Origin of the sequence: Pseudomonas prosekii (genome assembly GCF_900105155.1) — a bacterium.
GTDB lineage: Bacteria > Pseudomonadota > Gammaproteobacteria > Pseudomonadales > Pseudomonadaceae > Aquipseudomonas > Aquipseudomonas prosekii.
The window spans coordinates 1,494,666-1,515,911 of the sequence record NZ_LT629762.1 but is presented as its reverse complement, the minus strand read 5'-3'; the positions used below and the strand labels follow the sequence as shown (position 1 = coordinate 1,515,911).

Annotated in this window: 22 protein-coding genes; 3 read left to right on the top strand and 19 right to left on the bottom strand. The window is 60.7% G+C overall.

What is annotated here, in order from left to right:
* The first annotated feature begins 110 nt into the window (after positions 1–110).
* Positions 111–1,217: a Fic family protein gene (locus BLU01_RS07140; protein ID WP_092272655.1), complete on the top strand. Its 1,107-nt coding sequence runs from the start codon at positions 111–113 to the stop codon at positions 1,215–1,217.
* 344 nt (positions 1,218–1,561) lie between these two features.
* Here BLU01_RS07140 and BLU01_RS07135 read toward each other — a convergent pair whose 3' ends face one another.
* On the bottom strand, positions 1,562–2,251 hold the full coding sequence (locus tag BLU01_RS07135) for a DUF4197 domain-containing protein (RefSeq protein WP_092272652.1): 690 nt from the start codon (positions 2,249–2,251) through the stop codon (positions 1,562–1,564).
* 130 nt (positions 2,252–2,381) lie between these two features.
* Positions 2,382–4,883, bottom strand: a complete 2,502-nt coding sequence (plsB, locus tag BLU01_RS07130; protein WP_092272649.1) for a glycerol-3-phosphate 1-O-acyltransferase PlsB — start codon at positions 4,881–4,883, stop codon at positions 2,382–2,384.
* Between the two features lie 165 nt (positions 4,884–5,048).
* On the opposite strand from plsB, the gene BLU01_RS07125 reads away from it, so the two are divergent.
* The gene (locus tag BLU01_RS07125; RefSeq protein ID WP_092272646.1) at positions 5,049–5,258 is read left to right on the top strand and encodes a cold-shock protein; all 210 of its coding nucleotides are present in this window, start codon (positions 5,049–5,051) and stop codon (positions 5,256–5,258) included.
* A 119-nt stretch (positions 5,259–5,377) separates the two neighbouring features.
* Here BLU01_RS07125 and BLU01_RS07120 read toward each other — a convergent pair whose 3' ends face one another.
* The 4 genes from BLU01_RS07120 to BLU01_RS07105 all read right to left on the bottom strand — a co-directional run bounded on the left by BLU01_RS07120 (position 5,378) and on the right by BLU01_RS07105 (position 10,581).
* Positions 5,378–5,755 carry a hypothetical protein gene (locus BLU01_RS07120; RefSeq protein ID WP_092272643.1) on the bottom strand — a complete coding sequence of 126 codons (378 nt, stop codon included), beginning with the start codon at positions 5,753–5,755 and terminating at the stop codon, positions 5,378–5,380.
* A 75-nt stretch (positions 5,756–5,830) separates the two neighbouring features.
* Positions 5,831–6,640: a putative RNA methyltransferase gene (locus BLU01_RS07115; protein ID WP_092272640.1), complete on the bottom strand. Its 810-nt coding sequence runs from the start codon at positions 6,638–6,640 to the stop codon at positions 5,831–5,833.
* Positions 6,640–7,791, bottom strand: coding sequence for a succinyl-diaminopimelate desuccinylase (gene dapE / locus BLU01_RS07110; RefSeq protein ID WP_092272637.1), 1,152 nt, complete (start codon positions 7,789–7,791; stop codon positions 6,640–6,642). The genes BLU01_RS07115 and dapE overlap by 1 nt, the downstream gene beginning before the upstream one ends.
* Positions 7,792–7,989: 198 nt before the next feature.
* Complete coding sequence (locus BLU01_RS07105; RefSeq protein ID WP_092272635.1) at positions 7,990–10,581, bottom strand: glycosyltransferase; 2,592 nt, start codon at positions 10,579–10,581, stop codon at positions 7,990–7,992.
* 212 nt (positions 10,582–10,793) lie between these two features.
* Here BLU01_RS07105 and tcdA point away from each other — a divergent pair, with 212 nt between their 5' ends.
* Positions 10,794–11,612 (top strand): tRNA cyclic N6-threonylcarbamoyladenosine(37) synthase TcdA, encoded by an 819-nt coding sequence (gene tcdA / locus BLU01_RS07100; protein ID WP_092272632.1) that lies wholly within the window; start codon positions 10,794–10,796, stop codon positions 11,610–11,612.
* Between the two features lie 89 nt (positions 11,613–11,701).
* Here tcdA and BLU01_RS07095 read toward each other — a convergent pair whose 3' ends face one another.
* From BLU01_RS07095 to BLU01_RS07035, 13 genes are all read right to left on the bottom strand, one after another.
* A complete protein-coding gene (locus BLU01_RS07095) occupies positions 11,702–12,106 on the bottom strand; it encodes a SufE family protein (RefSeq protein ID WP_092272629.1) in 405 nt (134 codons plus the stop codon).
* A complete protein-coding gene (locus BLU01_RS07090; protein ID WP_092272626.1) occupies positions 12,103–13,308 on the bottom strand; it encodes an aminotransferase class V-fold PLP-dependent enzyme in 1,206 nt (401 codons plus the stop codon). Before BLU01_RS07090 ends, BLU01_RS07095 begins: the two co-directional genes overlap by 4 nt.
* A 250-nt stretch (positions 13,309–13,558) precedes the next feature.
* Entirely contained in the window at positions 13,559–14,593 is a 1,035-nt protein-coding gene (dapD, locus tag BLU01_RS07085) for a 2,3,4,5-tetrahydropyridine-2,6-dicarboxylate N-succinyltransferase (RefSeq protein ID WP_092272623.1), read from the bottom strand.
* A 32-nt stretch (positions 14,594–14,625) separates the two neighbouring features.
* Positions 14,626–14,988: an ArsC family reductase gene (locus tag BLU01_RS07080; RefSeq protein ID WP_092272620.1), complete on the bottom strand. Its 363-nt coding sequence runs from the start codon at positions 14,986–14,988 to the stop codon at positions 14,626–14,628.
* A 50-nt stretch (positions 14,989–15,038) separates the two neighbouring features.
* Positions 15,039–16,148, bottom strand: a complete 1,110-nt coding sequence (locus tag BLU01_RS07075; RefSeq protein ID WP_092272617.1) for a phage integrase Arm DNA-binding domain-containing protein — start codon at positions 16,146–16,148, stop codon at positions 15,039–15,041.
* Entirely contained in the window at positions 16,129–16,371 is a 243-nt protein-coding gene (locus tag BLU01_RS07070) for an excisionase (protein WP_028619149.1), read from the bottom strand. Before BLU01_RS07070 ends, BLU01_RS07075 begins: the two co-directional genes overlap by 20 nt.
* 37 nt (positions 16,372–16,408) lie before the next feature.
* Positions 16,409–16,636: a hypothetical protein gene (locus tag BLU01_RS07065; RefSeq protein WP_092272614.1), complete on the bottom strand. Its 228-nt coding sequence runs from the start codon at positions 16,634–16,636 to the stop codon at positions 16,409–16,411.
* A gap of 258 nt (positions 16,637–16,894) precedes the next feature.
* Positions 16,895–17,137, bottom strand: coding sequence for a hypothetical protein (locus BLU01_RS07060; protein WP_157720149.1), 243 nt, complete (start codon positions 17,135–17,137; stop codon positions 16,895–16,897).
* Positions 17,138–17,204: 67 nt separating this feature from the next.
* Entirely contained in the window at positions 17,205–17,636 is a 432-nt protein-coding gene (locus BLU01_RS07055; protein WP_092272608.1) for a hypothetical protein, read from the bottom strand.
* A gap of 85 nt (positions 17,637–17,721) precedes the next feature.
* The gene (locus BLU01_RS07050) at positions 17,722–18,183 is read right to left on the bottom strand and encodes a hypothetical protein (protein ID WP_092272605.1); all 462 of its coding nucleotides are present in this window, start codon (positions 18,181–18,183) and stop codon (positions 17,722–17,724) included.
* On the bottom strand, positions 18,180–18,809 hold the full coding sequence (locus tag BLU01_RS07045; protein WP_092272602.1) for a hypothetical protein: 630 nt from the start codon (positions 18,807–18,809) through the stop codon (positions 18,180–18,182). The genes BLU01_RS07050 and BLU01_RS07045 overlap by 4 nt, the downstream gene beginning before the upstream one ends.
* A gap of 209 nt (positions 18,810–19,018) precedes the next feature.
* The gene (locus tag BLU01_RS07040; RefSeq protein ID WP_231987135.1) at positions 19,019–20,326 is read right to left on the bottom strand and encodes a DNA cytosine methyltransferase; all 1,308 of its coding nucleotides are present in this window, start codon (positions 20,324–20,326) and stop codon (positions 19,019–19,021) included.
* 88 nt (positions 20,327–20,414) lie between these two features.
* Positions 20,415–21,230 carry a DUF2303 family protein gene (locus tag BLU01_RS07035; RefSeq protein WP_092272595.1) on the bottom strand — a complete coding sequence of 272 codons (816 nt, stop codon included), beginning with the start codon at positions 21,228–21,230 and terminating at the stop codon, positions 20,415–20,417.
* Positions 21,231–21,246 lie beyond the last annotated feature (16 nt).

Below are 21,246 nucleotides of genomic sequence, written 5' to 3'. Positions count from 1 at the left end.
TTCCACAGGTTTTTGTTCCTACAGCTTTTTCAGAATGCTCCGATATTGAGTCGGCCCCGGCTCAATGGTGTACTCGAGGCTCGTTTTTTGCCGCCGCCGAGACAGTCGTGATGAAAAAGCCACCCGCCCTCAAGGGCCGGACTGACCCGGTGTTTGACCTGCTGGCGCAAGCGCCGCACAAGGCGCGCCTGGCGGATTACCTGGCGCTGCTCAAGCCTCTGGATGAGCGCGGGCGCTACCTGCCGTTTGCCGAGTTGCGCTATCGCTGGGCGCCCGGATTGGACGCTCACCTCTGTTGGGCGTTGGTGAAGAAAGCGCGCGCTGCGCAGTTCGTCCGCCTGCTGGCATTGGGTGCCCCAGCGCAGTTGGCTAACTTTGTGATGACGCCGACGGCGCAAAAGGCGATTACGGCGGTTGACCGGCACGCCACTACGGCGGCACTTGATTACATGGCGAAGCAGATCGGCGAGCACGCGCATTTGAGTTATCTGCTCGCTGATCTGATCGAGGATGAGGCGATCAGCAGTAGCCAACTGGAAGGTGCAGCGACCACCACGCCGGTGGCCAAGGACATGCTCAGACGCCAACGCCTGCCGCGCACGCCCGACGAGCGCATGGTGATCGGCAATTACAAAATGATGAGTTTCGCCTGGGAGAAACGCCACGAACCGCTAAGCGTTGAACTGATCGCGGCGATGCATCGCGTCGGAGTTGAAGGAATTCATGACCAGCAGTATTCGCCGGGTATTTTCAGGTTCAACGATGAAGTGGTAGTGCAGGATGGCGAGGGCAACACCGTCCATACTCCGCCGCCTGCAGAGGGGTTGTCAGTGCGCTTGCAGGCGCTGGCAAAGTGGATCAATCAATTGCAGCACGACCCTGATCAGGCTGGTTGTCTGCATCCGCTGATCCAAGCCATCGCGCTGCATTTTGCGGTGGGTTATGAACACCCTTTTCGCGACGGCAACGGTCGGGTCGCGCGAGCGTTGTTTTATTGGGTGATGTTCAAGCATGACTATTCGGGTTTCCGTTACATCACCATCAGCACGCTGCTGCGTAATGCGCCGGTGAAATATGGACGCTCTTATCTGAACAGCGAGGCGGATGGCCTGGACCTGACGTACTTCATCGACTTCCAAAGCTCGATCATCGCCAGGGCGGTCAGCGGGTTTACCGGAGCGTTTATGGAAGCGAGTCTGTTGGCTAGGGCGGGGTGACAGATAGCGCATTGTTGACGGGTCAAATGCTATCGCGAGCAGGCTCACTCCCACAGTGGGTCTGTGGTGCCTGCGATATCCGGGCCAAGCCACCAATCCCCTGTGGGAGTGAGCCTGCTCGCGATGGCGGCTTGTCAGGCGACTGCAATATCGACTGAAACGGCCCCTTCGCGGGCAAGCCTCGCTCCTACATTAGCGCTGCGGTGGCTGCGAATTTCGGGCAAGCCAGCAATCCCCTGTGGGAGCGAGCTTGCTCGCGATGGCGGCTTGTCAGGCGACTGCAATATCGACTGACACGGCCCCTTCGCGGGCAAGCCTCGCTCCTACGGGGTTTGGCATTGCGCTTACAGCGTGCCGAAGACTTTTTTGGCGAGGCTGGTGGCGGCGGCGGCCGGGTTCTGGCGGATGGTTTCTTCCTGTTTGCCGATCATCTCGAACAAGCCGTTGAGCGCCTGTTCGGTCACGTAGCTTTCGATGTTGGCGCTCTTCGCGTCGAGCACACCCAGCGTCGCGGCTTGGCCGGCGAAGGAATTGTATTGTTTGGCCAGGCCGACCTGGTCGGTGGCTTGTTTGACGATCGGCATGAACTTCGCGCGGATCTGTTCGCGGCTCGACTTGTCGAGGTATTGCGTCGCCGAATCCTTGCCGCCGCTGAGAATGCCCTTGGCGTCGGCCACGCTCATTTTCTTCACCGCATCCACGAGGATCGGCTGAGCCTGGGTCACGGCAGTTTCCGCCGCTTTGTTCATGCTGGTTTCCAGTTGCTCGACCTGCGCGCCCATGCCGAAAGCCTTCATTTTGCTCGCGACTTTACCGAGTTTGCCCGGCAGCTCGATCTTCACCTCGGGGTTGTTGCTGAAGCCGCCCGGCGTGCCGAGTTGCTTGACGGCGAGTTGCGCGCCTTGGGTCAAAGCGTCTTTCAGGCCGCCGGTAGCGTCCTGTTGCGACAGATCACTGAGCGACAACGCCAGCGCGCTGGCGGAAATCATCAAGCCTGCACAGAGGCCGGCGAAGCGAAGGGTAGGGCGGAGCATGGCGGCTTCCTTTTTGCGAATTGGACAAAGGGTGGGAATGAGCCTGCTCGCGATAGCGCTGGGTCAGCCAAACTGTTTCCGACTGATACAGCGCGTTCGCGAGCGGCTCGCTCCTACAGGTTTTATGGCCTCAGGCCTCAGGTTGCACGGCGACCTGATCCGCCGCATCTTCACTGCGATGCAGCGCCACCTGGCGGATCGACAAGCGAATCTCCGCCGGCAACACACGTTTCGCCGCGCCTTCAGCCAGCTCGCCGAGCAATTCGTGATAGCTCAACTTGCCGGCCTCGTCGCGACGCAGCACATCGAGGTCGAGCATGGTCTGGATAAAGTGGCGGAACAGGCTCTTGTCGAAGAATTCCGGGGCGTTCAAGCCATGCAGGATCGACAGGCGCTGGGCCATGACCGTGCACAAGTCTTCCAGCTCTTCGGCGCTGATGCTGTGCTGGCCGCTGTTGAGCAGCAGCGAAACAGTCATGTAGAAACGTTGCAGCGTCTGCGCGATGCTTTTCGACAGTAGCGTCAGTAACACGAAATGGCGCGAACTCGGCGCCGGGCGCAGGTACACATTGTTCTCGAAGCGCAGCAGGCCTTGCTCGACGAAGGCTTCGAGCCATTGATCAACCACCGCGTCCAGCTCATCCATGGACCAGCGAATGAACAACTCCGATTGCAGGTACGGATACAGCGCGCGGGTGTAACGCAGGATCTGCTCGCGGCTCATGCGCGAGGCACTCTGGAAGAAACTCGCCAGCAGCGCCGGCAGCGCGAAGATATGCAACACGTTGTTGCGGTAATAGGTCATCAGGACCGCATTCTGCTCATCCAGATACAGAATCTTGCCCAAGGCATCGCTCTGTTCGGAGAGCAGATCCATATCCTTCACGTGCTCGATCAACGCGCGGCCATCGCCTTCCGGCAACGTGGTGTGCGGCGAGTAAGGAACCTTGCGCAGCAGCGCCAGATACAGGTCCAGCACCCGCGCCATCGCCCGATCGTCCAGCGCCAGACGGCTGGTGGACAGCAGCGCCAGCGCCACCAGATTGACCGGGTTGATCGCTGCCGCTTCGTTCAGATGCTGCGCGACTTTCTCGCCGAGACGGTTGGTCGTTTCGTTGAGCCACGCCGGTTTGAACTGCGGACCAAGTTCCTGCGAGCGCCAGTCCGGCTGTTCGCCGTCGAGGAATTCCGCGAGTTTGATCGGCTCGCCGAAGTTCACCGCCACCTGACCGAAGCGCTGCTTCAGCGCGCCGATGACTTTGAAGATGTCGAAGATCGATTCTTTTTTCTTGCTCGCGCCACGCAATTCGCCGAGGTAGGTCCGGCCTTCGAGCACGCGCTCATAACCGATGTACACCGGCACAAACACGATCGGCATGCGCGACGAACGCAGGAAGCTGCGCAGGGTGATGGCGAGCATCCCGGTTTTCGGTTGCAGCATGCGCCCGGTGCGCGAACGGCCGCCCTCGACGAAATACTCGACCGGGAAACCTTTGGTGAACAAGGTGTGCAGGTATTCGTTGAACACCGAGGTGTACAGCGGATTGCCCTTGAACGTGCGGCGCATGAAAAACGCGCCGCCGCGCCGCAGCAGGCTGCCGATCACCGGCATGTTCAAGTTGATCCCGGCGGCGATGTGCGGCGGGGTCAGGCCGTTACGGAACAGCAGGTACGAAAGCAGCAGGTAATCGATGTGGCTGCGGTGGCACGGCACGTAGATCACTTCGTGACCCTGAGCGACTTTCTGCACGCCTTCGATGTGATTGACCTTGATCCCGTCGTAGATCTTGTTCCAGAACCAGCTCAGCACCACTTCGAGGAAGCGGATCGCGGTGTAGGTGTAGTCCGAAGCAATCTCGTTGCCGTAACGCAGCGCTTGGGCCTTGGCTTTTTCCGGGGAGATTTTCTCGCGCTCGGCCTCGTCCAGAATGGCTTGCTTGACCAGCGGCTGGTTGAGCAAACCCTTGACCAGATTGCGTCGGTGGGAAATGTCCGGGCCGATGACCGCCGCTTTGAGGTTGCGAAAGTGCACCCGCAGAATGCGCTGGGCCATGCGCACGGTGCGTTCGTGGCCCTTGTTGTGCTCGATCAGTTCGCGCAGGTGAATCGGCGCCGAGAACTGCACGCGGGTCTTGCGCCCCAGAATCATGATGCTGAGCAAACGGCGCAAACGCCCGGTGACCGCCCAACTGTCGGCAAACAACAGCTTCCACGGGCTCGACTCGCTGTCCGGCGACTGCCCCCAGAACACGCTGACCGGAATGATCTGCGCGTCTTCGGCGGCGTTCTGGCTCAGGGCGCTGACGAGTCGGGTCAGGGCCGGCGGCGCGCCGCGTTTGTCCTGGCGGCCGAGCCAGTCAGGCTCCGGCGTCAGGTAAAAGAACGCCGCCGGTTCCAGCAGATTGCCCACCGACACCGGCAGCACCGGGCGCGGCAGGCCGGCCTTGGTGCACTCGGTGTCGACCACGGCAAGGTCGGTCAGCGAAGGGTTTTGCAGGACGTAAAACACCGGACGGCTGCGGTCGAGGTTGAGGGTAAGGGACGACTGGTTGATCGTCTCCGAGCGAACCCAGAGGTACAACAGTCGGCGCAGGGTGCCAAACACCAGACGGCGGAACGGGGAACGGGTCATACGGCTTCTGCGTGAGTGAGTGAAACCGAGCGTTTGCTCGGGGGCGGACAGTGTGCCGTATTCGCCGAAAATCGGCAAAAAAGCACACAACCATTCTGTAGTTGAGCATTTTCGCGGCTGTCATATACTCGACCGCTCAAAATAAAAACAAAGAGGTAAAGACACATGGCAACGCGCGAAACCGGCAGTGTGAAGTGGTTCAACGACGCCAAGGGTTACGGCTTTATTCAGCGCGAGGACGGGGTGGACGTGTTCGTGCATTACCGCGCGATTCGCGGCGAAGGGCACCGTTCGCTGGCCGAAGGTCAGCAGGTTGAATACGCCGTGGTGACCGGCGAGAAGGGTTTGCAGGCTGAGGATGTTATAGGTCTGTAACCCGATCCCCGGATCACGCATGACCCGTAGGAGCGAGGCTTGCCCGAGAAGGCGTCATCACTGGCGCTAAAAGCTTCGCGGGCAAGCCTTGCTCCTACAGGTTTTTGGTGTTGCTTGTTTTACGCGGTCTTCCAGGTGATCTCTTCTTCGCCATCGGCGCTGATGCGCATCCAGCGATCGGCGGTCTCTTCACCTTCTTCCTCGACCCACGTGCCCGGCGCGCAACGCACTTCGACGTTCAGTGCGGCGAAAGCGGCGCGGGCGCAGGCGATGTCGTCGTCCCACGGCGTCTGGTCGCTTTCCAGGTACAGGCTGTTCCACTTGCCCACGGCTTTCGGCAGCCAGGTCACGGGCACGTTGCCGGCGCTGCACTTGTAAGTCTGGCCTTTTTTGACCCACTCACTGCACGGGCCGAGCGCGGCGCTGAGCCAATCAGCGACGGCTTTATAGTCGACGTCGGCGTCTTTCAGGTAAATCTCGATATCGGGTTGGCGCATGGATGTCCTCACTGCGGTCTTGAAAAATCCATTCGCGGATTTAGCCGGCCTCAAGCTGTTGCTCAAGACCAAAAATTATTGAAGTACGAAGTAATCGTAGCGCATCGAAACGGTGACTTCGAACGGCTCGACCTGCTCGATCACGGCCGCGCGGCGTTCGGCACTGGCGCGCCAGCCGTGGGGCGTCATTGCTAGCAGATTGGCGCGATCCTGGCCCTTTTCCAGCGTCAGTTTGAATGTCAGGGTTTCGCTGTGCGCCAGCGCCATGCCTTCCGGCACCAGAGCCAAATGCTTGTCGTCGGTGTATTCACGCACCTCGTCGTACAGGCTTTCGCGCAATTCCATCAGATGGCCGCTGGTCGGCCCGACTTTCATCAAGCCGCCGCCGGTACTGAGCAGGCGCTTGGCCTCTTCCCAGTCCAGCGGACTGAACACGCTCGCCAGAAACTGGCAGCTGCCGGACGCCAACGGCACGCGCGCCATGCTGGCGATCAACCAGTTCAGGTGCGGGTTGCGTTTGCAGGCGCGTTTGACCGCTTCGCGAGAAATGTCCAGCGCGTAGCCGTCAGCATCGGGCAAGGCTTCGGCGATTTGCGCGGTGTAATAACCTTCGCCACAACCGATGTCGAGCCAGCGCTGCGGCGCGTATCGCCCGGCCAGCTCGGCCAGACGCTTGGCCACCGGCGCGTAATGGCCGGCGTTCAAGAAGTCGCGACGGGCCTCGACCATTGCCAGGTTATCCCCAGGGTCACGGCTGTTCTTGTGCTGCACCGGCAACAGGTTCAGATAACCTTGGCGCGCGCGGTCGAAACGGTGCCCGGCGGGGCAGGCCACGCCATTGTCCACCGCGTTCAGCGGTTCGCTGCAGATTGGGCAGGCGAGCATCAGGCGAGCAACTTGATCAGGGTCTGATAATAGATTTCGGTCAGCACATCGAGGTCTGCGGCGAGGACGCGTTCGTTGACCTGGTGAATGGTCGCGTTGACCGGCCCCAGCTCAACCACTTGCGTGCCCATGGTCGCAATGAAGCGTCCGTCGGAGGTGCCACCACTGGTAGAGGCCTTGGTCTCGCGCCCGGTGATGTCCTTGATGCTCGATGCCACTGCGTCGAGCAATGCGCCCGGCTCGGTGAGGAACGGCAGGCCCGACAGCGCCCAATCGACGTGCCAGTCGAGGCCATGTTTGTCGAGAATGTCGGCGACGCGTTTCTGCAGGCCTTCGACGGTGGATTCGGTGGAGAAACGGAAGTTGAACACCGCCACCAGGTCACCCGGAATCACGTTGGTCGCGCCGGTGCCGGAGTTGACGTTGGAGATCTGGAAACTGGTCGGCGGGAAGAAGTCGTTGCCGTGGTCCCAATGCTCGGCGGCCAGTTCGGCCAGCGCCGGGGCGGCGAGGTGGATCGGGTTTTTCGCCAGGTGCGGATAGGCCACGTGGCCCTGGATCCCGCGCACGGTGAGCTTGGCGCCGAGCGAGCCGCGACGGCCATTCTTGACCACGTCGCCGACCAGCGTAGTGCTCGACGGTTCGCCGACGATGCACCAGTCCAGACGTTCCTTGCGCGCGGCGAGGCGTTCGATCACGGCTTTGGTGCCGTGGTGCGCCGGGCCTTCTTCATCGCTGGTGATCAGGAAAGCCACTTTGCCCTTGTGGTCCGGGTAGTCGGCGACGAAGCGCTCGGCGGCCACGGTCATCGACGCCAAGCTGCCTTTCATGTCCGCTGCGCCACGCCCGCAGAGCATGCCGTGTTCGTCGATCAGCGCGTTGAACGGGTCGATCTGCCACGCCGTCACCGGGCCGGTCGGGACCACGTCGGTGTGACCGGCGAAGCACAGCACCGGGCCGTCGTGTTTGCCGTGGGTGGCCCAGAAGTTATCCACATCCTCGATGCGCATTGGCTCGAGTTGGAAACCGGCATCGCCCAGGCGCTGCATCATCTGCTTCTGGCAATCGGCGTCGACCGGCGTCACGGACGGACGGCGGATCAGGTCGATGGCGAGTTGAAGGGTCGGCGAAAGGTCGGCGTGGGCCGTCATGGAAAACTCCGGAAGCTTAGTGTGTAGGAGCAAAGCTTGCTCGCGATGAACGATGATGCGGTCTTTCTGCTACACCGAGTCGCGTCAATCGCGAGCAAGCTTTGCTCCCACAGGAATTGGTGCTGGGGCGCGCAAAATGGCGGTTATCTTAAAGCAAAACGGCGGCCATTGGCCGCCGTTTAGTGCATCCGGACTGATTTAGACGGCCGGCACCGGCGCAGGCTCCGTCGCTGGTTTTGGCAGCGAAGACAGGAACGCCATGATCAGCGCCGCCAGGTACGGCAGCGATTGCACCAGCAGCATGATCACCCAGAAGCGCATGTCGTTGCTCGGCAGGCCGTTGACCAGGAAGATCCCCAGCGCCGCGCCCCACAGCAGCATCATGATGAACACCTCTTCGCGCGCTTCCGAAATTGCCACCCAGAAGCCGTGATTGTCGGCGTTTTTCGGGGTGCGGAAGAACGGAATGCTGGTAGTGAAGAAACCGTACAGCACCGCTTTGGCGATGGTGTGCGACAACGCCAGCCCGGCCAGCGCCGCGCAGAATGCATCCTTCAGGTTGACCCCGACCGCACGGCGGTAGAGGAAGATGATCTTGCCCACCTTGAACACAAACAGCGCCAGTGGCGGGATCGCGAAAATCAACAACGGCGGATCGACCCGTTGCGGCACTATGATCATCGCCGCCGACCACAACAGCGCGCCGACGGTGAAGAAGATATTCATGCCGTCCGCGACCCACGGCAACCAGCCCGCAAGGAAGTGGTAACGCTGGCCACGGGTCAGCTCGGTGCCCTTGCCGCGCAGCAGGCTGGCGGTGTGCCGTTTGATGATCTGAATCGCGCCATAGGCCCAGCGGAAACGCTGTTTCTTGAAGTCGATAAACGTATCCGGCATCAGGCCTTTGCCGTAGCTGGTGTGGTAGTACGCCGCCGACAAACCTTTCTCGAACACGCGCAAACCCAACTCGGCGTCTTCACAGATGCACCAGTCGGCCCAGCCGAGTTCCTCGAGCACCGAGCGCCGAGTCATGGTCATGGTGCCGTGCTGGATGATCGCGTCACGGTCGTTGCGGGTGACCATGCCAATGTGGAAGAAACCTTTGTATTCGGCGTAGCAGAGCTTCTTGAAAGTGCTTTCGTTCTGGTCGCGATAATCCTGCGGCGACTGCACCACGGCGATTTTCGGATCGGCGAAGTGCGGCACCATGTGCTTCAGCCAGTTCGGCTCGACGCAGTAATCGGAGTCGATCACCGCAATCACTTCGGCGTCCTTGGCGGTGTGCGGAATCAGGTAGTTCAGCGCGCCACCCTTGAAGCCGGCCAGCGGCGCGACGTGGAAAAACTTGAAGCGCGGGCCGAGGGTTGCGCAGTAATCGCGCACCGGTTCCCAGACGGCTGGGTCCTTGGTGTTGTTGTCGATGATCAGGACTTCGAAGTCCGGATAGTCGAGGTTGGCCAGGGCATTGAGGGTCTGTTTGACCATCTCCGGCGGTTCGTTGTAGCACGGTACGTGAATCGAGACTTTCGGGCGGTAGTCCGAATCCCCTACGACCGGCAGGAATTCTCGCCGGCGCTTGTGGGTCCAGACCGCTTCGGCCAATTCATGCGCCTCGGTCAGCAACACGATAAACACCCCGAGCGCACCGAGCGCGAGGAGGAACCCCACGGTCAGGCTGAACCAGGTGCTGTATTGCTGGCTGTAGTCGTAGCCGATCCACACCAGAACCGAACCGCACAAAAACGCAATAAACGTCAGGAACGTGCGGCCACGTTGGCGCAGGGCCGAGCCGTCAATCATCAGCAAGGTCAGCGACAGCAGCGCCAACACCGCCGAGCCGATGGCCAGCACGCGCCATTGCGGGATCGCCACGACCGGGCCTTCGAAGTTGAATTTCTGCTGGCGCGCGGCGTTGAACACGCCCCAATACGCGCCCACCGAGCCTTCGTCGCTGGCCTTCCACGGCTGGTCAAACGCTTCGATCACGAAGTAGTTGAAGCCTTGGCGGTTGAGCTTGTTGACCAATGTGCGCAGGTAAATCGCCTGATCGGCGGGGCTTGCATCGGTGCCGCCGCGCATGCGGCCGTTGCTCGGCCAGCCAACCTCCGACAGCAGCAGCGGTTTTTTCGGGAACATCTTTTTCAGGTCGCGGGCGCGGTCGAGAACGAATTGACCGGCCTTGTCCACCGGGACAAATTCCCAGTACGGCAGAACGTGCGCGGCGATCAGGTCGACGTGCTTGGCCAGTTCCGGGTGTTCTTCCCAGACGTGCCATTGCTCGGACGTGGTCACCGGCACTTTCACCGCCGCGCGCACGCGGTCGAGGATCACGCTGAGCTCGGCGGCGGTAATTTCCTTACGGAAGATTGCCTCGTTGCCGACCACCACGCGAACCACGCTGCGCGAGGTGTTGGCCAGTTCGATGGCGCGGAGGATTTCGCGTTCGTTGCGCTCCTGATCCGGGCTGATCCAGATCCCCAGCGTCACGCGCAAGCCGAACTCTTCGGCAAGTTTCGGGATGTCTTGCAGGCTGCCGTCGACCGAGTAAGTACGGATGTTGTCCGTCAGCTTGCTCATGATCTCCAGGTCGCGACGCATTTCGTCGTCGGACGGGTACTGGTCTCTCTGCGGGTACTGGCCTTGTTGAAACGGCGAGTAAGAAAAACCGGAGATTTGTTCAGGCCAGTTGGGGGCGGTGACCGGGCGATTGATCAGCGCCCAGAAGCCGGTAAACAAAGCGGCGATGGCGAGCACCACAACCAGGTTGAGTCCAAATTTACGCGATGACATAGCTTTTTCAGGTTCCAGAGGCTGTGGAACGAAGGAACGGTCGGCGGTTGCCAAGGGGCGCGCATCCTACACCGTGCTTCCGCTTACCGTACAGGCGATAGCGAAAAGCCTCACATTTGGCAATCCGGTTTCACATAAGTTCTTACACTTGTCGCTTGTCGCTTAGAACTTGTGGCCGCGTAGCCCTATAATGCGCGCCGGTTTTTGGGGTAATGGTCATGAGTACAGAAGATCCGCGGTTTGCCGGCATCGCTCGGTTGTATGGCATTGAAGGCCTGGAGCGTTTGCGCGCGGCCCATGTGGCGATTGTCGGCGTCGGTGGCGTCGGTTCCTGGGCGGCGGAAGCCGTGGCGCGTTGTGGCGTCGGCGAGATATCGCTGTTCGACCTCGATGACGTTTGCGTGAGCAACGCCAACCGCCAGTTGCACGCGCTGGACAGCACCGTCGGCAAACCCAAGGTCGAGGTGATGGCCGAGCGTCTGCGCGGGATCAACCCGGATTGCACGGTGCACGCGGTGGCGGATTTTGTGACGCGCGAGACCATGGCCGAGTACATCACGCCGAATATCGATTGCGTGATCGACTGCATCGACAGCGTGAATGCCAAGGCTGCGCTGATTGCCTGGTGCAAGCGCCGCAAGATCCAGATCATCACCACCGGCGGCGCGGGCGGGCAGATTGACCCGACGCTGATTCAGGTCTGCGACTTGAACCGCACGTTCAATGACCCGCTGGCCTCGAAAGTGCGCTCGACCCTGCGCCGCGACTACAACTTCTCGCGCACCGTGACCCGCCATTACAGCGTGCCGTGCGTGTTTTCCACCGAGCAACTGCGCTATCCGAAACCGGACGGGAGCATTTGCTTGCAGAAGAGTTTTGTCGGCGACGGCGTCAAGCTCGACTGCGCTGGCGGGTTTGGCGCGGTGATGATGGTGACGGCGACGTTCGGCATGGTCGCGGCGACCAAGGCTGTGGATAAGATCGTCGCGGGCGTGCGGCGACCGGCGGATCGGGTTAAACCTGGGGTTTGAGCGGTGTGGCTGATGGCCTCATCGCGAGCAAGCTCGCTCCCACAGGGGAACGCATTCCAAGGTGGGAGCGAGCTTGCTCGCGATGGAGATTAACCAGCCAACTCATTCATTCGCTGTAACACGGCATTGAGGCCATTACTGCGCGATGGGGATAGCTGTCTGCTCAGTCCAAGCTGGTTAAACCACTGCGGCAAATCCACCTGGCGCAGCTCATCCGCCGACAACCCGTTGACCCGCGCCAGCAGCAACGCGACCAACCCGCGAATCAATCGCGCATCGCTGCTCGCGGCGAACTGCCAATGGCCATCGCGCAACGCACCGACCAGCCACACTTGGCTTTCACAGCCATGCACGCGGTTGGCGTCGACTTTATCCTCATCACTCAACGCCGGCAGGCGCTCGCCCCACTGCATCAGCAAGCGTGCGCGTTGCTCCCAACTCGCGGCGTTGTGAAAGGTTTCGAGGGCGACGGCGGCGTCGTCAGGCAAATTCATCGCAGCAACTCCAGCGCCTGGTCTAGCGCTTCAAAGAAGCGCTCCAGATCCTCCGAATCGTTGTACAGCGCCAGCGAAACCCGGATCGCCCCGGCCAGTTCGAAGCTTTTGAGCAACGGCATGGCGCAGTGATGGCCGGCGCGCACGGCGATGCCCTGTTCAGTCAGCAAATGCGCCAGATCCGAGTTATGCACACCCTCGACGACAAAACTGGCCAACGCGAGCTGCGGTTTGCCCAGCAGCCGAATGCCATTGCGCGCCTCGAGACCTTTGAGCAAATAGGCATGCAGCGCGGCTTCGTGGGCTGACACCGCGTGCTGATCCAGCCCGGCGAGGTAATCCAGAGTCGCCCCCAGACCAATCACGCTGGCAATCGGCGGCGTACCGGCCTCGAAACCCAGCGGCGCCGGGCGGAATCGCGCGTCGTGGTAATTGGCGTCGAGCACCATTTCGCCGCCGAATTGCCACGGACGCAGTTGCTCCAGCGCCGCGTGACGGCCGAACAACACGCCGAGGCCATCGGGACCGTAGAGTTTGTGACTGGAAAACACGTAGAAGTCGCAACCAAGCGCCTGCACGTCATGCCGGCCGTGGACCACGCCTTGCGCGCCATCGACCACGGTCAGCGCGTTGTGCGCCTTGGCCATGGCCAGCAACTCGGGCAGCGGTTGCCAGACGCCGAGCACATTCGACAGCTGACTGACCGCCAGTAATCGGGTGCGCGGGCCGATCAATTGCGCGGCGGCGGCGAGGTCGATCACGCCGTCGGCGTCCAGTGGCAAAACCACCAGTTTCAGCTCGCGACGCAGCGCCAGTTGCTGCCACGGCAGCAGGTTGGCGTGATGCTCCAGAGCGCTGATGACAATTTCATCGCCTGGATTGAATAAGTGTTCCAGGCCATAGGCCAGGAGGTTCAGCGCGCTGGTGGCGCCGTGGGTGAAGATGATCTGCCCGCAATCGCCCGTATTGAGCCATTGCGCGACTTTGCTGCGGCTGTCCTCGAACGCCTGGGTGGCGTGGGCGCCGGGCAGGTGTTGCGCCCGATGCACGTTGGCCGCGCCGTTGGCGTAGTAATGCGCCAGGGCATCCAGCAGGGCGTGAGGTTTTTGCGTGGTGGCGGCGTTGTCCAGATAGGTCTGGTCTTGCCGTTGCAGCGCGGCGATGGCCGGGAAATCGGCGCGCCAGGGAGACGGAATCATCATGCAATCGGGCCCTGTTGAACATGGGCTGGGGGAACGCCTGACCTTGCCCGTGACCTTGATCTTGTAGGAGCGAGGCTTGCCCGCGAAGCTTTTGGCGGCTTCAAGGGCCTCTTCGCGGGCAAGCCTCGCTCCTGCATTGATCCTGTGGGAGCAAAGCTTGCTCGCGAAGCTTTTGGCGTCAGTGATAACGCCATCGCGGGCAAGCCTTGCTCCCACAAGGGCAAGGTGCAGGGGTCGTCGAACGTTTTGCTTAGTTGTGAGCGTGCAGCGCTTCGTTCAGTTCGATGGCCGATTTGTGGGTTTTGCATTCCACCGCGCCGGTCTCCGAATTGCGACGGAACAACAGGTCCGGTTGACCGGCCAGTTCGCGTGCCTTGACCACTTTGACCAGTTTGTTGTGCTCGTCCAGCAGCGCCACTTTGGTCCCGGCGGTCACGTACAGGCCCGATTCGACGGTGTTGCGGTCGCCCAACGGAATGCCGATACCGGCGTTCGCGCCGATCAGGCAGCCTTCGCCCACCTTGATCACAATGTTGCCGCCGCCCGACAGGGTGCCCATGGTCGAGCAACCGCCGCCCAGGTCCGAACCCTTGCCGACGAATACGCCGGCCGAGACGCGACCTTCGATCATGCCCGGGCCTTCGGTGCCCGCGTTGAAGTTGACGAAACCTTCGTGCATCACCGTGGTGCCTTCGCCGACGTAAGCGCCCAGACGAATACGTGCCGCGTCAGCAATACGCACGCCGGCTGGCACTACGTAGTCGGTCATTTTCGGGAATTTGTCCACCGAGAACACTTCCAGCAGCTCGCCACGCAGACGCGCTTCGAGTTGATGCTCGGCCAGTTCGGCGAGGTCGATTGCGCCCTGGCTGGTCCACGCCACGTTCGGCAGCAGCGGGAACACGCCGGCCAGATTCAGGCCATGCGGCTTGACCAGACGGTGCGACAGCAGGTGCAGCTTGAGGTAGGCCTCAGGCGTCGAAGTCAGTTGTGCATCTTCAGCCAGAATGGTCGCGACCAGCGGTTTGTGGCTTTCGGCCAGACGGGTCAGCAATGCAGCCTGGGCAGCGTCGACGCTTTTCAGCGCTTCGGCCAATTGCGCAGCCTGGGCGGTGGTGAACGTGATGGCCTGGTTGCCTTCGCTGTAACCGAGTACCGGCGCAATCGCGGCAACCAGCTCGGCCGAAGGATTGAGCAGCGGCTGGGCATAGAACACTTCCAGCCAGGTGCCTTGACGATTTTGCGTGCCGACACCGAAGGCCAGGCTGAACAGGGTATTGGACATGTTGGGACCTCTAACAAAAAAGAACGGGCTGCTTACTTGAGGGCGGCCGCGTAGATATCTGGCTTGAAGCCAATCAGGGTTCGGTCACCGAGATCAAGCACCGGGCGCTTGATCATCGAGGGTTGTGCGAGCATCAGCTCGATGGCTTTGGCTTGGTCGAGATCGGCTCTGCGTTCGTCGTCGAGTTTGCGAAAGGTCGTGCCTGCACGGTTCAACACCACTTGCCAACCGTGCTCGTCGCACCATTGGGTCAGATGTTCACGGTCGATTCCGGCCGTTTTGTAATCATGGAAGTCATAGCTGACAGCGTGTTCATCGAGCCAGGTGCGCGCCTTTTTCATGGTGTCGCAGGCTTTGATACCGTAAAGCTGTAAGTGCTTGATTCCATTGGGCATAAAATCCTCCCCAAAACTTCCCCAATATCTCCCAAAAATTCAGCCGCCGATTATGCCACGTCGATCCACTCTGCGCCTCGACTGTCGCGGTACAGATCCGTCATTGAGGCCGAACGGTGACCGAGCAGTTTCTGGGCATCGCGGCCTTCGACTTCGTGCAGCCTTGCCGCGAGCGACCGCTGTTCGTGAAAGGACGGTGGCTGCCGCCCGAAAGTTATCCCCAGCTTCGCGCCGGCTTTGTCCCGAGCTTCGGCAAAAGCAGAGCTCAGCGTGTCGAGTACCACGGGCTGGCCAGCTTTGGCCCGGCCCGGAGCTTGCGCATGATGCACCAGGTGTTGTGACAGAACGCTATCGCGGCATTGCTTGACCACCTGGGACAGTTCCAGCCCGACCGACTCCAGTCGGATACCAGTGCTGATTCGCAACCGTGCGCCGGTTTTTGACTGCACGACGTGTAGGAAGCCGTCGTGCACATCCTTGAACAGCATCGAGGCGATATCGTCACGGCGCTGCCCAGTGAGCACCGCCAGCTCCATCGCCCGGCGAAGCCACGGCTTCGTGGCTTCCTCATAGATTGCTTTCCACAGCTCCAGCGTCAGCCGTTCGCGCTTGATGTTCACCCGTGCTGCCTTTGTCACCTCGACCGGGTTGGCACCGACCCAACCCCGCGCCTGAGCCTCCGCGAACACGTCTCGCAATAGCGAGCGCATCGCCCTGGCCATCTGCGCCTTTCCCTCTTTGGCCATGCCTGTCAGGTAATCGGCCACATCCATCGTTGTGATGTCCTTTATCCCCTTCGTCCCAAAGATGTCGTTCAGGCGGTTTATCCGCATTCCCACGTTTTTGTTGCTGCTGGCGGACAGCTTGCGCTCGGCGAACAACTCGCGGTATTCGACGAGCCATTCGGAGAATAGCTTGCCCGGCCCTGGCGCCGGCGCCGGCTCGCTGATCCTGTCGGTGAGCGTTGGCTTGATGGCGTCGGCATGGTTGGCGGTGACGGCCTCGCGAATGGCCGCCTCCTTGTCTTTGCCCAGGCCGAATACGCGACCACTAATCGGGTCGCGGTAGGTGTAATAAGTGACGCCGTTGCGGGCGTCGGTCTTGCGGTAGAGATTGGGCGGAAGATCCTTTGACCCGGTATTACGCGGCCTGGGCGCCATTGCGTGCTCTCTCTATTCTGCTGATCAGGCTGCCACCGACGATCCGGACGGGCTGCTGGTCAGGTTCTTGGTAGTGGGCGTCGGACTCTACATAGTAGTTGCGACCGTGCTTGACCGGTACCGGAGCAATCCGGCCTTCTCGCGCCCATTTGCGCAAGGTGTTGGGACTTGGCGGCGTCTTGAACTCGGCCGCCGCCCATTCATCCAGGGTAACTTTTGCCATGATGATGCTCCATGCCGCGCGTGGCGGCAGAAGGTGGTTATTCGGTAGGGTCTGCAATGCAGTGCGAGATGGAAACTGTTCGGCGCTCGGCGCTTCCGAGGTAGATGCCGCTCATAACGTTGTCGTGCTGAGCTGACACGTCATCGGTGGCGCGCTCGTCATCGCCAAGCTCTGACAGGGCAAGCTGTCGAACCCGAAAGATATCGACGCCTTCCGGGACTTCAAAAACGGTTGTGATCGCGCTGGTGATCATGATCAGAGGCATGACGAATCCTCGCCCTCCGTTCACCGGCAGGCTGGTAGGTGGAAGAGGGGTTACTTGCGGCGTTGAAAGTCAGTGCAGCGGACGATCACGGTCTCGCCTTCGCAAGAAAGCGGCGGCATTGCGCTGAAGGGGAGGTGGCTGCAATTGCGGTGGGCGTGGGCGCAGGTGGCGCACATGCCGCCTTTCGGTTGGTAGGTCATCACCGTGGCCCCGAGTAGATGAGCCAGGCCATGTAGGCGAGGGCAGAGAATGGGATGATCATGGCGCCACCTTCGCTTTCTCTGGAAACGATGCCTCGGCCTCGGTGCGGAATTTAATGTCCTCTCCGTCTCCGTGACGCCCCTCCGACCAAGTGATGCGCTTGCCGCAGTAACATCCGGTGCGCTGTGACAGGTCGAAGTTCTGCCGGAACTCCATCGAAATTCCCGTCATGCCATGCTGGCGCGCCAACGCGACAACGGCTTGCGCGAACTCAACATCGTGATCAGTAATTGCGCTCATGCGGTCACCCATAGGGTAAGTGGAAGCCAGAAGAAGAGGGCGCAGCCGGCGAGGCATTTCAGGATCATCAGCACTCGCTCCAGTTCATGGCCTGGATGTATTCGCACGGAACCACCAGCACGTCCGGGGGTACGGTGTTTTCGATCCTGGCATCGCCGAAATAGCCTATGGCAGCCTTGGCGCGCTCAAGCGCCAGCTGGGCATGGCGCATTTGCCAGGACTTGCGCTGCTTGTACGAGCGCAGCGCCAGGGATTTATCCGTGTACGCGAATCGCCGGCCATGCTCGCCACCATCCTTCAGCACCCGCTTGCGGTACTGCTTCAGCAGGGACTCGCGCTGCGAACCACCGAAGAGGTTGTTGTGGAATTCATCGACGATGTACCAGCACTGCTCGGTTTCACCGATGACCACATATTTTTTGCAGGTAACTTCAAGGCCTTGTGGGTCCATGTCGTCGACATAGCGGTAATGGTCCGGGCCGAGGTTTTTCTTTTCCATGGTCGAGCTCGTCCTTGCCGCTATAGCGGCTGACTTTGAAGGGGGGGGTTACAGGTTTTGCGAGAGGAGTACGGATGTACTCCTTTCAGGATTGGGGCACTTCGGTGTGGCGGCGGAAGCCCATCGAGTAGATCAATTCGGCGCGCGCTTGCCCGATGCCATCGATACGCTTGAGCCAGGCTATCGACTCTTCGCGGGATGCCAGCGCTATCGGCGCGGGCTGCTCGACGCCGAGCGCCAGATACGCAACCCACAGACCCTGCACATACTCATCGGCGTAACCGGTGCGATCATCGCCACGGGCCAGGGATCGGCCATCCAGAAAGCCGAACACGGGGTGATTGGTCGCCATTACCCACTTTTCAAAATATTCGCGCTTGCCTTCTGGGTTTCCGCGCGGCCGTAAGCCAGGCGTTCCGAATTGCTCGCAGATCGCCTCCCAGATATCGAACGCACCGCCACCACAGACCCTGGCCTTCTCGGCGATCAGCTCGCCCAACTCATCGCTCAGCTCTCGCGGGAAGCTAATCGTTTGGTTGGTTGTCATACAGCCTCCCTCGTTACCAGATCATGGGCATTCACAGCCGGCTTCGGCGTGAACGTCAGCGTGCCGTCGAGGATCGCTTCCTTGATGGCGTTGAACTCCCACGCGTAGTACTGCGATTCGACGTAGACCCGCATCCCATCGCGGTAGTCGTGCTTCTTGCGCTTGATGAATGCTTCGGCGGCAGCGTGGGTGAAGTGGGCGTTGATGTATTCCCAGCGATCATCCCAGCCGGTCACGGAGTGTTCCGCCAGCTCACCGAGCACATACCACTGATCGTCTTCGCTGGCTTTCATGAACTGGCATTCAGACCAGGCCTGCATCTTTTTATTGAGCTGGCTTTTCTGGTAGCTGGACAGGCCATCCCAGTATTCCTTTACCGAGTACGCCACTGACTCGCCGCTGTCCCAATACACCAGGCGCTTGTCGGTGTAGTCCATGTCCAGTCCGGCGACGATGCGGCGGGCTTCGACAATGAAGATGGCATCTGCGGTGCAATGATCGTGGACCCGCTTCCCCTTGCAGTCATGGCGCAGGCGCTGGACGAAGTCAGACCAAGTCGCAGCGTCGAGATGGTGACCGGTTGCTAAGCTCGGCACCGGCTCAGCGATTTTGTTTTCTGTGGGCATGGGGCGTCCTATCCGGGTCATGCCCGGGCGGTGGAGTGGTTGAGTTGGAAAAAGCCCAAGAGGAACAGCGGGGCGGGCTCTGGCTAATTGGGCACGTATAGACTACGAAGCCAATCCTGGCTCCGGGTCTGCCGAGGAAGCCCGAATGAAATATCTGATAAAGCTGCTTGACCTGATTGCCGCCGGTGTTCGATTGGTTGAAGCAATCATCAGTACGGGCTGGGTGTGATCTGGCGAACGATCCGCTGGCCGATCCAGCGAACGACGGTGACAGCCTTGCTGTTGCCGATCGCCTTGTAGCGGGGGCCGTCCGGGCATTCGCTGGCTGGCTTGCCGCGCCAGGGGATCATGGTGTAGTCGTCGGCCATGCCCTGTAGGCGCTCGCACTCGACGGGAGTGAGGCGGCGCACTGCTGAGCCGCCTACCAACATGGAAATCTCCGTCGCTGGATTGCTGTTGTTACGCATGTTTCCGGAGCGAAGGGTTGGCGAAATATCAGCGACTAAAGGCGCGGCGCGCGACCTGTCGGCGCTAGTGGTGAGTGGCCTGGATACATCTGAGACGGAGAATGTTCCCTCCTTGTAATCGTCGGCCACGAAGCTCTGCATAAAGAAGGTCTCGCTTTCGATGTCGAGTCGGCTGTCTTTGGCGGTGAGCGTCGCTGATCTCTCGATCGATCCGCCCAGGCTATGCCCGCCGAATGCCGGGATGCCGCCGAACATATCAACCGCGGGTCCTTCATCACCTTCGCAGTTCGGGCAGCCGTATTGGCCTAGCGATTCAGCGAAGACGGATCCACATCCGCACTGGAGCGCAGGGCCGAAAGGAGCTGTTCCGGTAACGTCCTGCCCCTGGCCTCGGCGCGGCGCAGAATCCCTGCGCATGCCTTCTCGCTCAAAAAGTACCTCGGTGGGATCGAATCCGTCTCGAGCACTTGCGACAACGAACACACGGCGGCGTCGTTGGGCCAGGCCGAAATATTGGGCGTCCAAGATCCGCCATGCGATTGTTCTTTTGGGTCCATACACACAACCAGCGTCCTGCCATTTTTTCCCTGGAGGCTGCAGCTCGCAGTCTTCCCCAGCAAGCGCGCCAAGAAAGCATCCGAAGGCGTTGCCTTTGTCGCTGAGGACGCCGGGGACGTTTTCCCAGACGATGACGCAGGGCGGCTTTCGCTGGCCTGCTCGAACATAGTCAACTGCATCTGCGAGCTCCACGTATTTGATGGTGAGGGCGCCGCGCGGGTCGAGTAGACCTTGGCGCATGCCGGCGACGCTGAACGCTTGGCAAGGTGTTCCGCCGACAAGAACATCCGGTGCTGGAATCTTCCCGGCCAGGACCAGGGCCCCGAGCTTTGTCATGTCGCCGAGGTTTGGCGTTTTCGGGTAGTGGTGGGCCAGCACCGCGCTAGGGAACGCTTCGATCTCGGCGAACCAGGTAGCGCGCATCCCGAGAGGCTTCCAGGCTAGTGTTGCCGCCTCGATGCCGGAGCAGACCGAGCCGTAAGTGATTTCCATGGGGGGATCCTCGCCGGCTGGCGTGATTCAGAGAATTTGATGTCTTGCAGATGAAGGTGAATCAGGCCGGTTTCCCGGCCTGTATTGCTTACTTCGGATCGAACGATCCCAAGGACAGCGTGGCGGCATCGCCGATATTGCGCTGGAGCACCGCCTTGAACTCCTGCCCGATATCCTCGCGTTGGACTTCTTCCCCAACCCAACGCAGTTTCAGCACCGGTTGTGCGCCACTGGTGATGACCGAAAGTCGCAGCGTGATTTGCTGTTCGGTCAGGCCTTCGAACGGGATCGTGCGGAACTGCAGAGCGACCGGAAGGGTTTCTTTGCTGCGGGCCTCGATCTGGTCCATGGCGCTGCGGCTTGCGCTGGTCTCGCCCACCGTAGTTTCCGATTCGCTGGTGGCCTTTATGGTGATCGTTCGAACGGCGGCGATGGCCTTGGCCACAGGAATGGCAGCGCCTGCATCGTCAATCGGGGTCAGGTACTGGTGCCAGTCTTCGATCCAGTCGCTCAAGTCCTTCTGGCTGATGCCGCGTCCACCGATGTTCTGTGCGGCGGTGTATCCCGCGGTTGCCTTCAGCTTGAGAATGGCGCGGTCATCCGCATGGCCCGGCTCGGCGACAGTGCCCAAGTTGAACAGCAATATGCAGCTCATTTCATCCTGATTGATGAAGCCTTGGGCTCCAGGTGCTGCACGACCGGCCACGTAAGCGCTGAAGTCCGCCAGCGAATGAGTGGCGTAGGAACCGCGAAAGCGGCTGCGGCCCAGTTGGAACTGCTCAAGATTCACGATCTTCGCGCCGTCCGGCAGCACCACGGTAGGAATCAACGTAGACAGAGTCTTACCGGCAGCTTCGAGCGCGGTATCGGTGATGAGTTGAATTGCTTCTTTCGTGAGGGACATAGTTCAGGTCTCTATG

Coding starts and splice junctions, on each gene's coding strand:
- BLU01_RS07075 (WP_092272617.1), bottom strand. CDS start 16,148: ATGGCGCCCAGGCCGCGTAATACCGGGTCAAAGGATCTTCCGCCCAAT.
- BLU01_RS07040 (WP_231987135.1), bottom strand. CDS start 20,326: ATGGAAATCACTTACGGCTCGGTCTGCTCCGGCATCGAGGCGGCAACA.
- BLU01_RS07065 (WP_092272614.1), bottom strand. CDS start 16,636: ATGCCTCTGATCATGATCACCAGCGCGATCACAACCGTTTTTGAAGTC.
- BLU01_RS07070 (WP_028619149.1), bottom strand. CDS start 16,371: ATGGCAAAAGTTACCCTGGATGAATGGGCGGCGGCCGAGTTCAAGACG.
- BLU01_RS07105 (WP_092272635.1), bottom strand. CDS start 10,581: ATGTCATCGCGTAAATTTGGACTCAACCTGGTTGTGGTGCTCGCCATC.
- BLU01_RS07135 (WP_092272652.1), bottom strand. CDS start 2,251: ATGCTCCGCCCTACCCTTCGCTTCGCCGGCCTCTGTGCAGGCTTGATG.
- BLU01_RS07060 (WP_157720149.1), bottom strand. CDS start 17,137: ATGAGCGCAATTACTGATCACGATGTTGAGTTCGCGCAAGCCGTTGTC.
- BLU01_RS07050 (WP_092272605.1), bottom strand. CDS start 18,183: ATGACAACCAACCAAACGATTAGCTTCCCGCGAGAGCTGAGCGATGAG.
- BLU01_RS07120 (WP_092272643.1), bottom strand. CDS start 5,755: ATGCGCCAACCCGATATCGAGATTTACCTGAAAGACGCCGACGTCGAC.
- BLU01_RS07090 (WP_092272626.1), bottom strand. CDS start 13,308: ATGATGATTCCGTCTCCCTGGCGCGCCGATTTCCCGGCCATCGCCGCG.
- BLU01_RS07035 (WP_092272595.1), bottom strand. CDS start 21,230: ATGTCCCTCACGAAAGAAGCAATTCAACTCATCACCGATACCGCGCTC.
- dapD (WP_092272623.1), bottom strand. CDS start 14,593: ATGTCCAATACCCTGTTCAGCCTGGCCTTCGGTGTCGGCACGCAAAAT.
- BLU01_RS07055 (WP_092272608.1), bottom strand. CDS start 17,636: ATGGAAAAGAAAAACCTCGGCCCGGACCATTACCGCTATGTCGACGAC.
- tcdA (WP_092272632.1), top strand. CDS start 10,794: ATGGTCATGAGTACAGAAGATCCGCGGTTTGCCGGCATCGCTCGGTTG.
- BLU01_RS07140 (WP_092272655.1), top strand. CDS start 111: ATGAAAAAGCCACCCGCCCTCAAGGGCCGGACTGACCCGGTGTTTGAC.
- BLU01_RS07115 (WP_092272640.1), bottom strand. CDS start 6,640: ATGCTCGCCTGCCCAATCTGCAGCGAACCGCTGAACGCGGTGGACAAT.
- BLU01_RS07045 (WP_092272602.1), bottom strand. CDS start 18,809: ATGCCCACAGAAAACAAAATCGCTGAGCCGGTGCCGAGCTTAGCAACC.
- BLU01_RS07080 (WP_092272620.1), bottom strand. CDS start 14,988: ATGCCCAATGGAATCAAGCACTTACAGCTTTACGGTATCAAAGCCTGC.
- BLU01_RS07125 (WP_092272646.1), top strand. CDS start 5,049: ATGGCAACGCGCGAAACCGGCAGTGTGAAGTGGTTCAACGACGCCAAG.
- dapE (WP_092272637.1), bottom strand. CDS start 7,791: ATGACGGCCCACGCCGACCTTTCGCCGACCCTTCAACTCGCCATCGAC.
- BLU01_RS07095 (WP_092272629.1), bottom strand. CDS start 12,106: ATGAATTTGCCTGACGACGCCGCCGTCGCCCTCGAAACCTTTCACAAC.
- plsB (WP_092272649.1), bottom strand. CDS start 4,883: ATGACCCGTTCCCCGTTCCGCCGTCTGGTGTTTGGCACCCTGCGCCGA.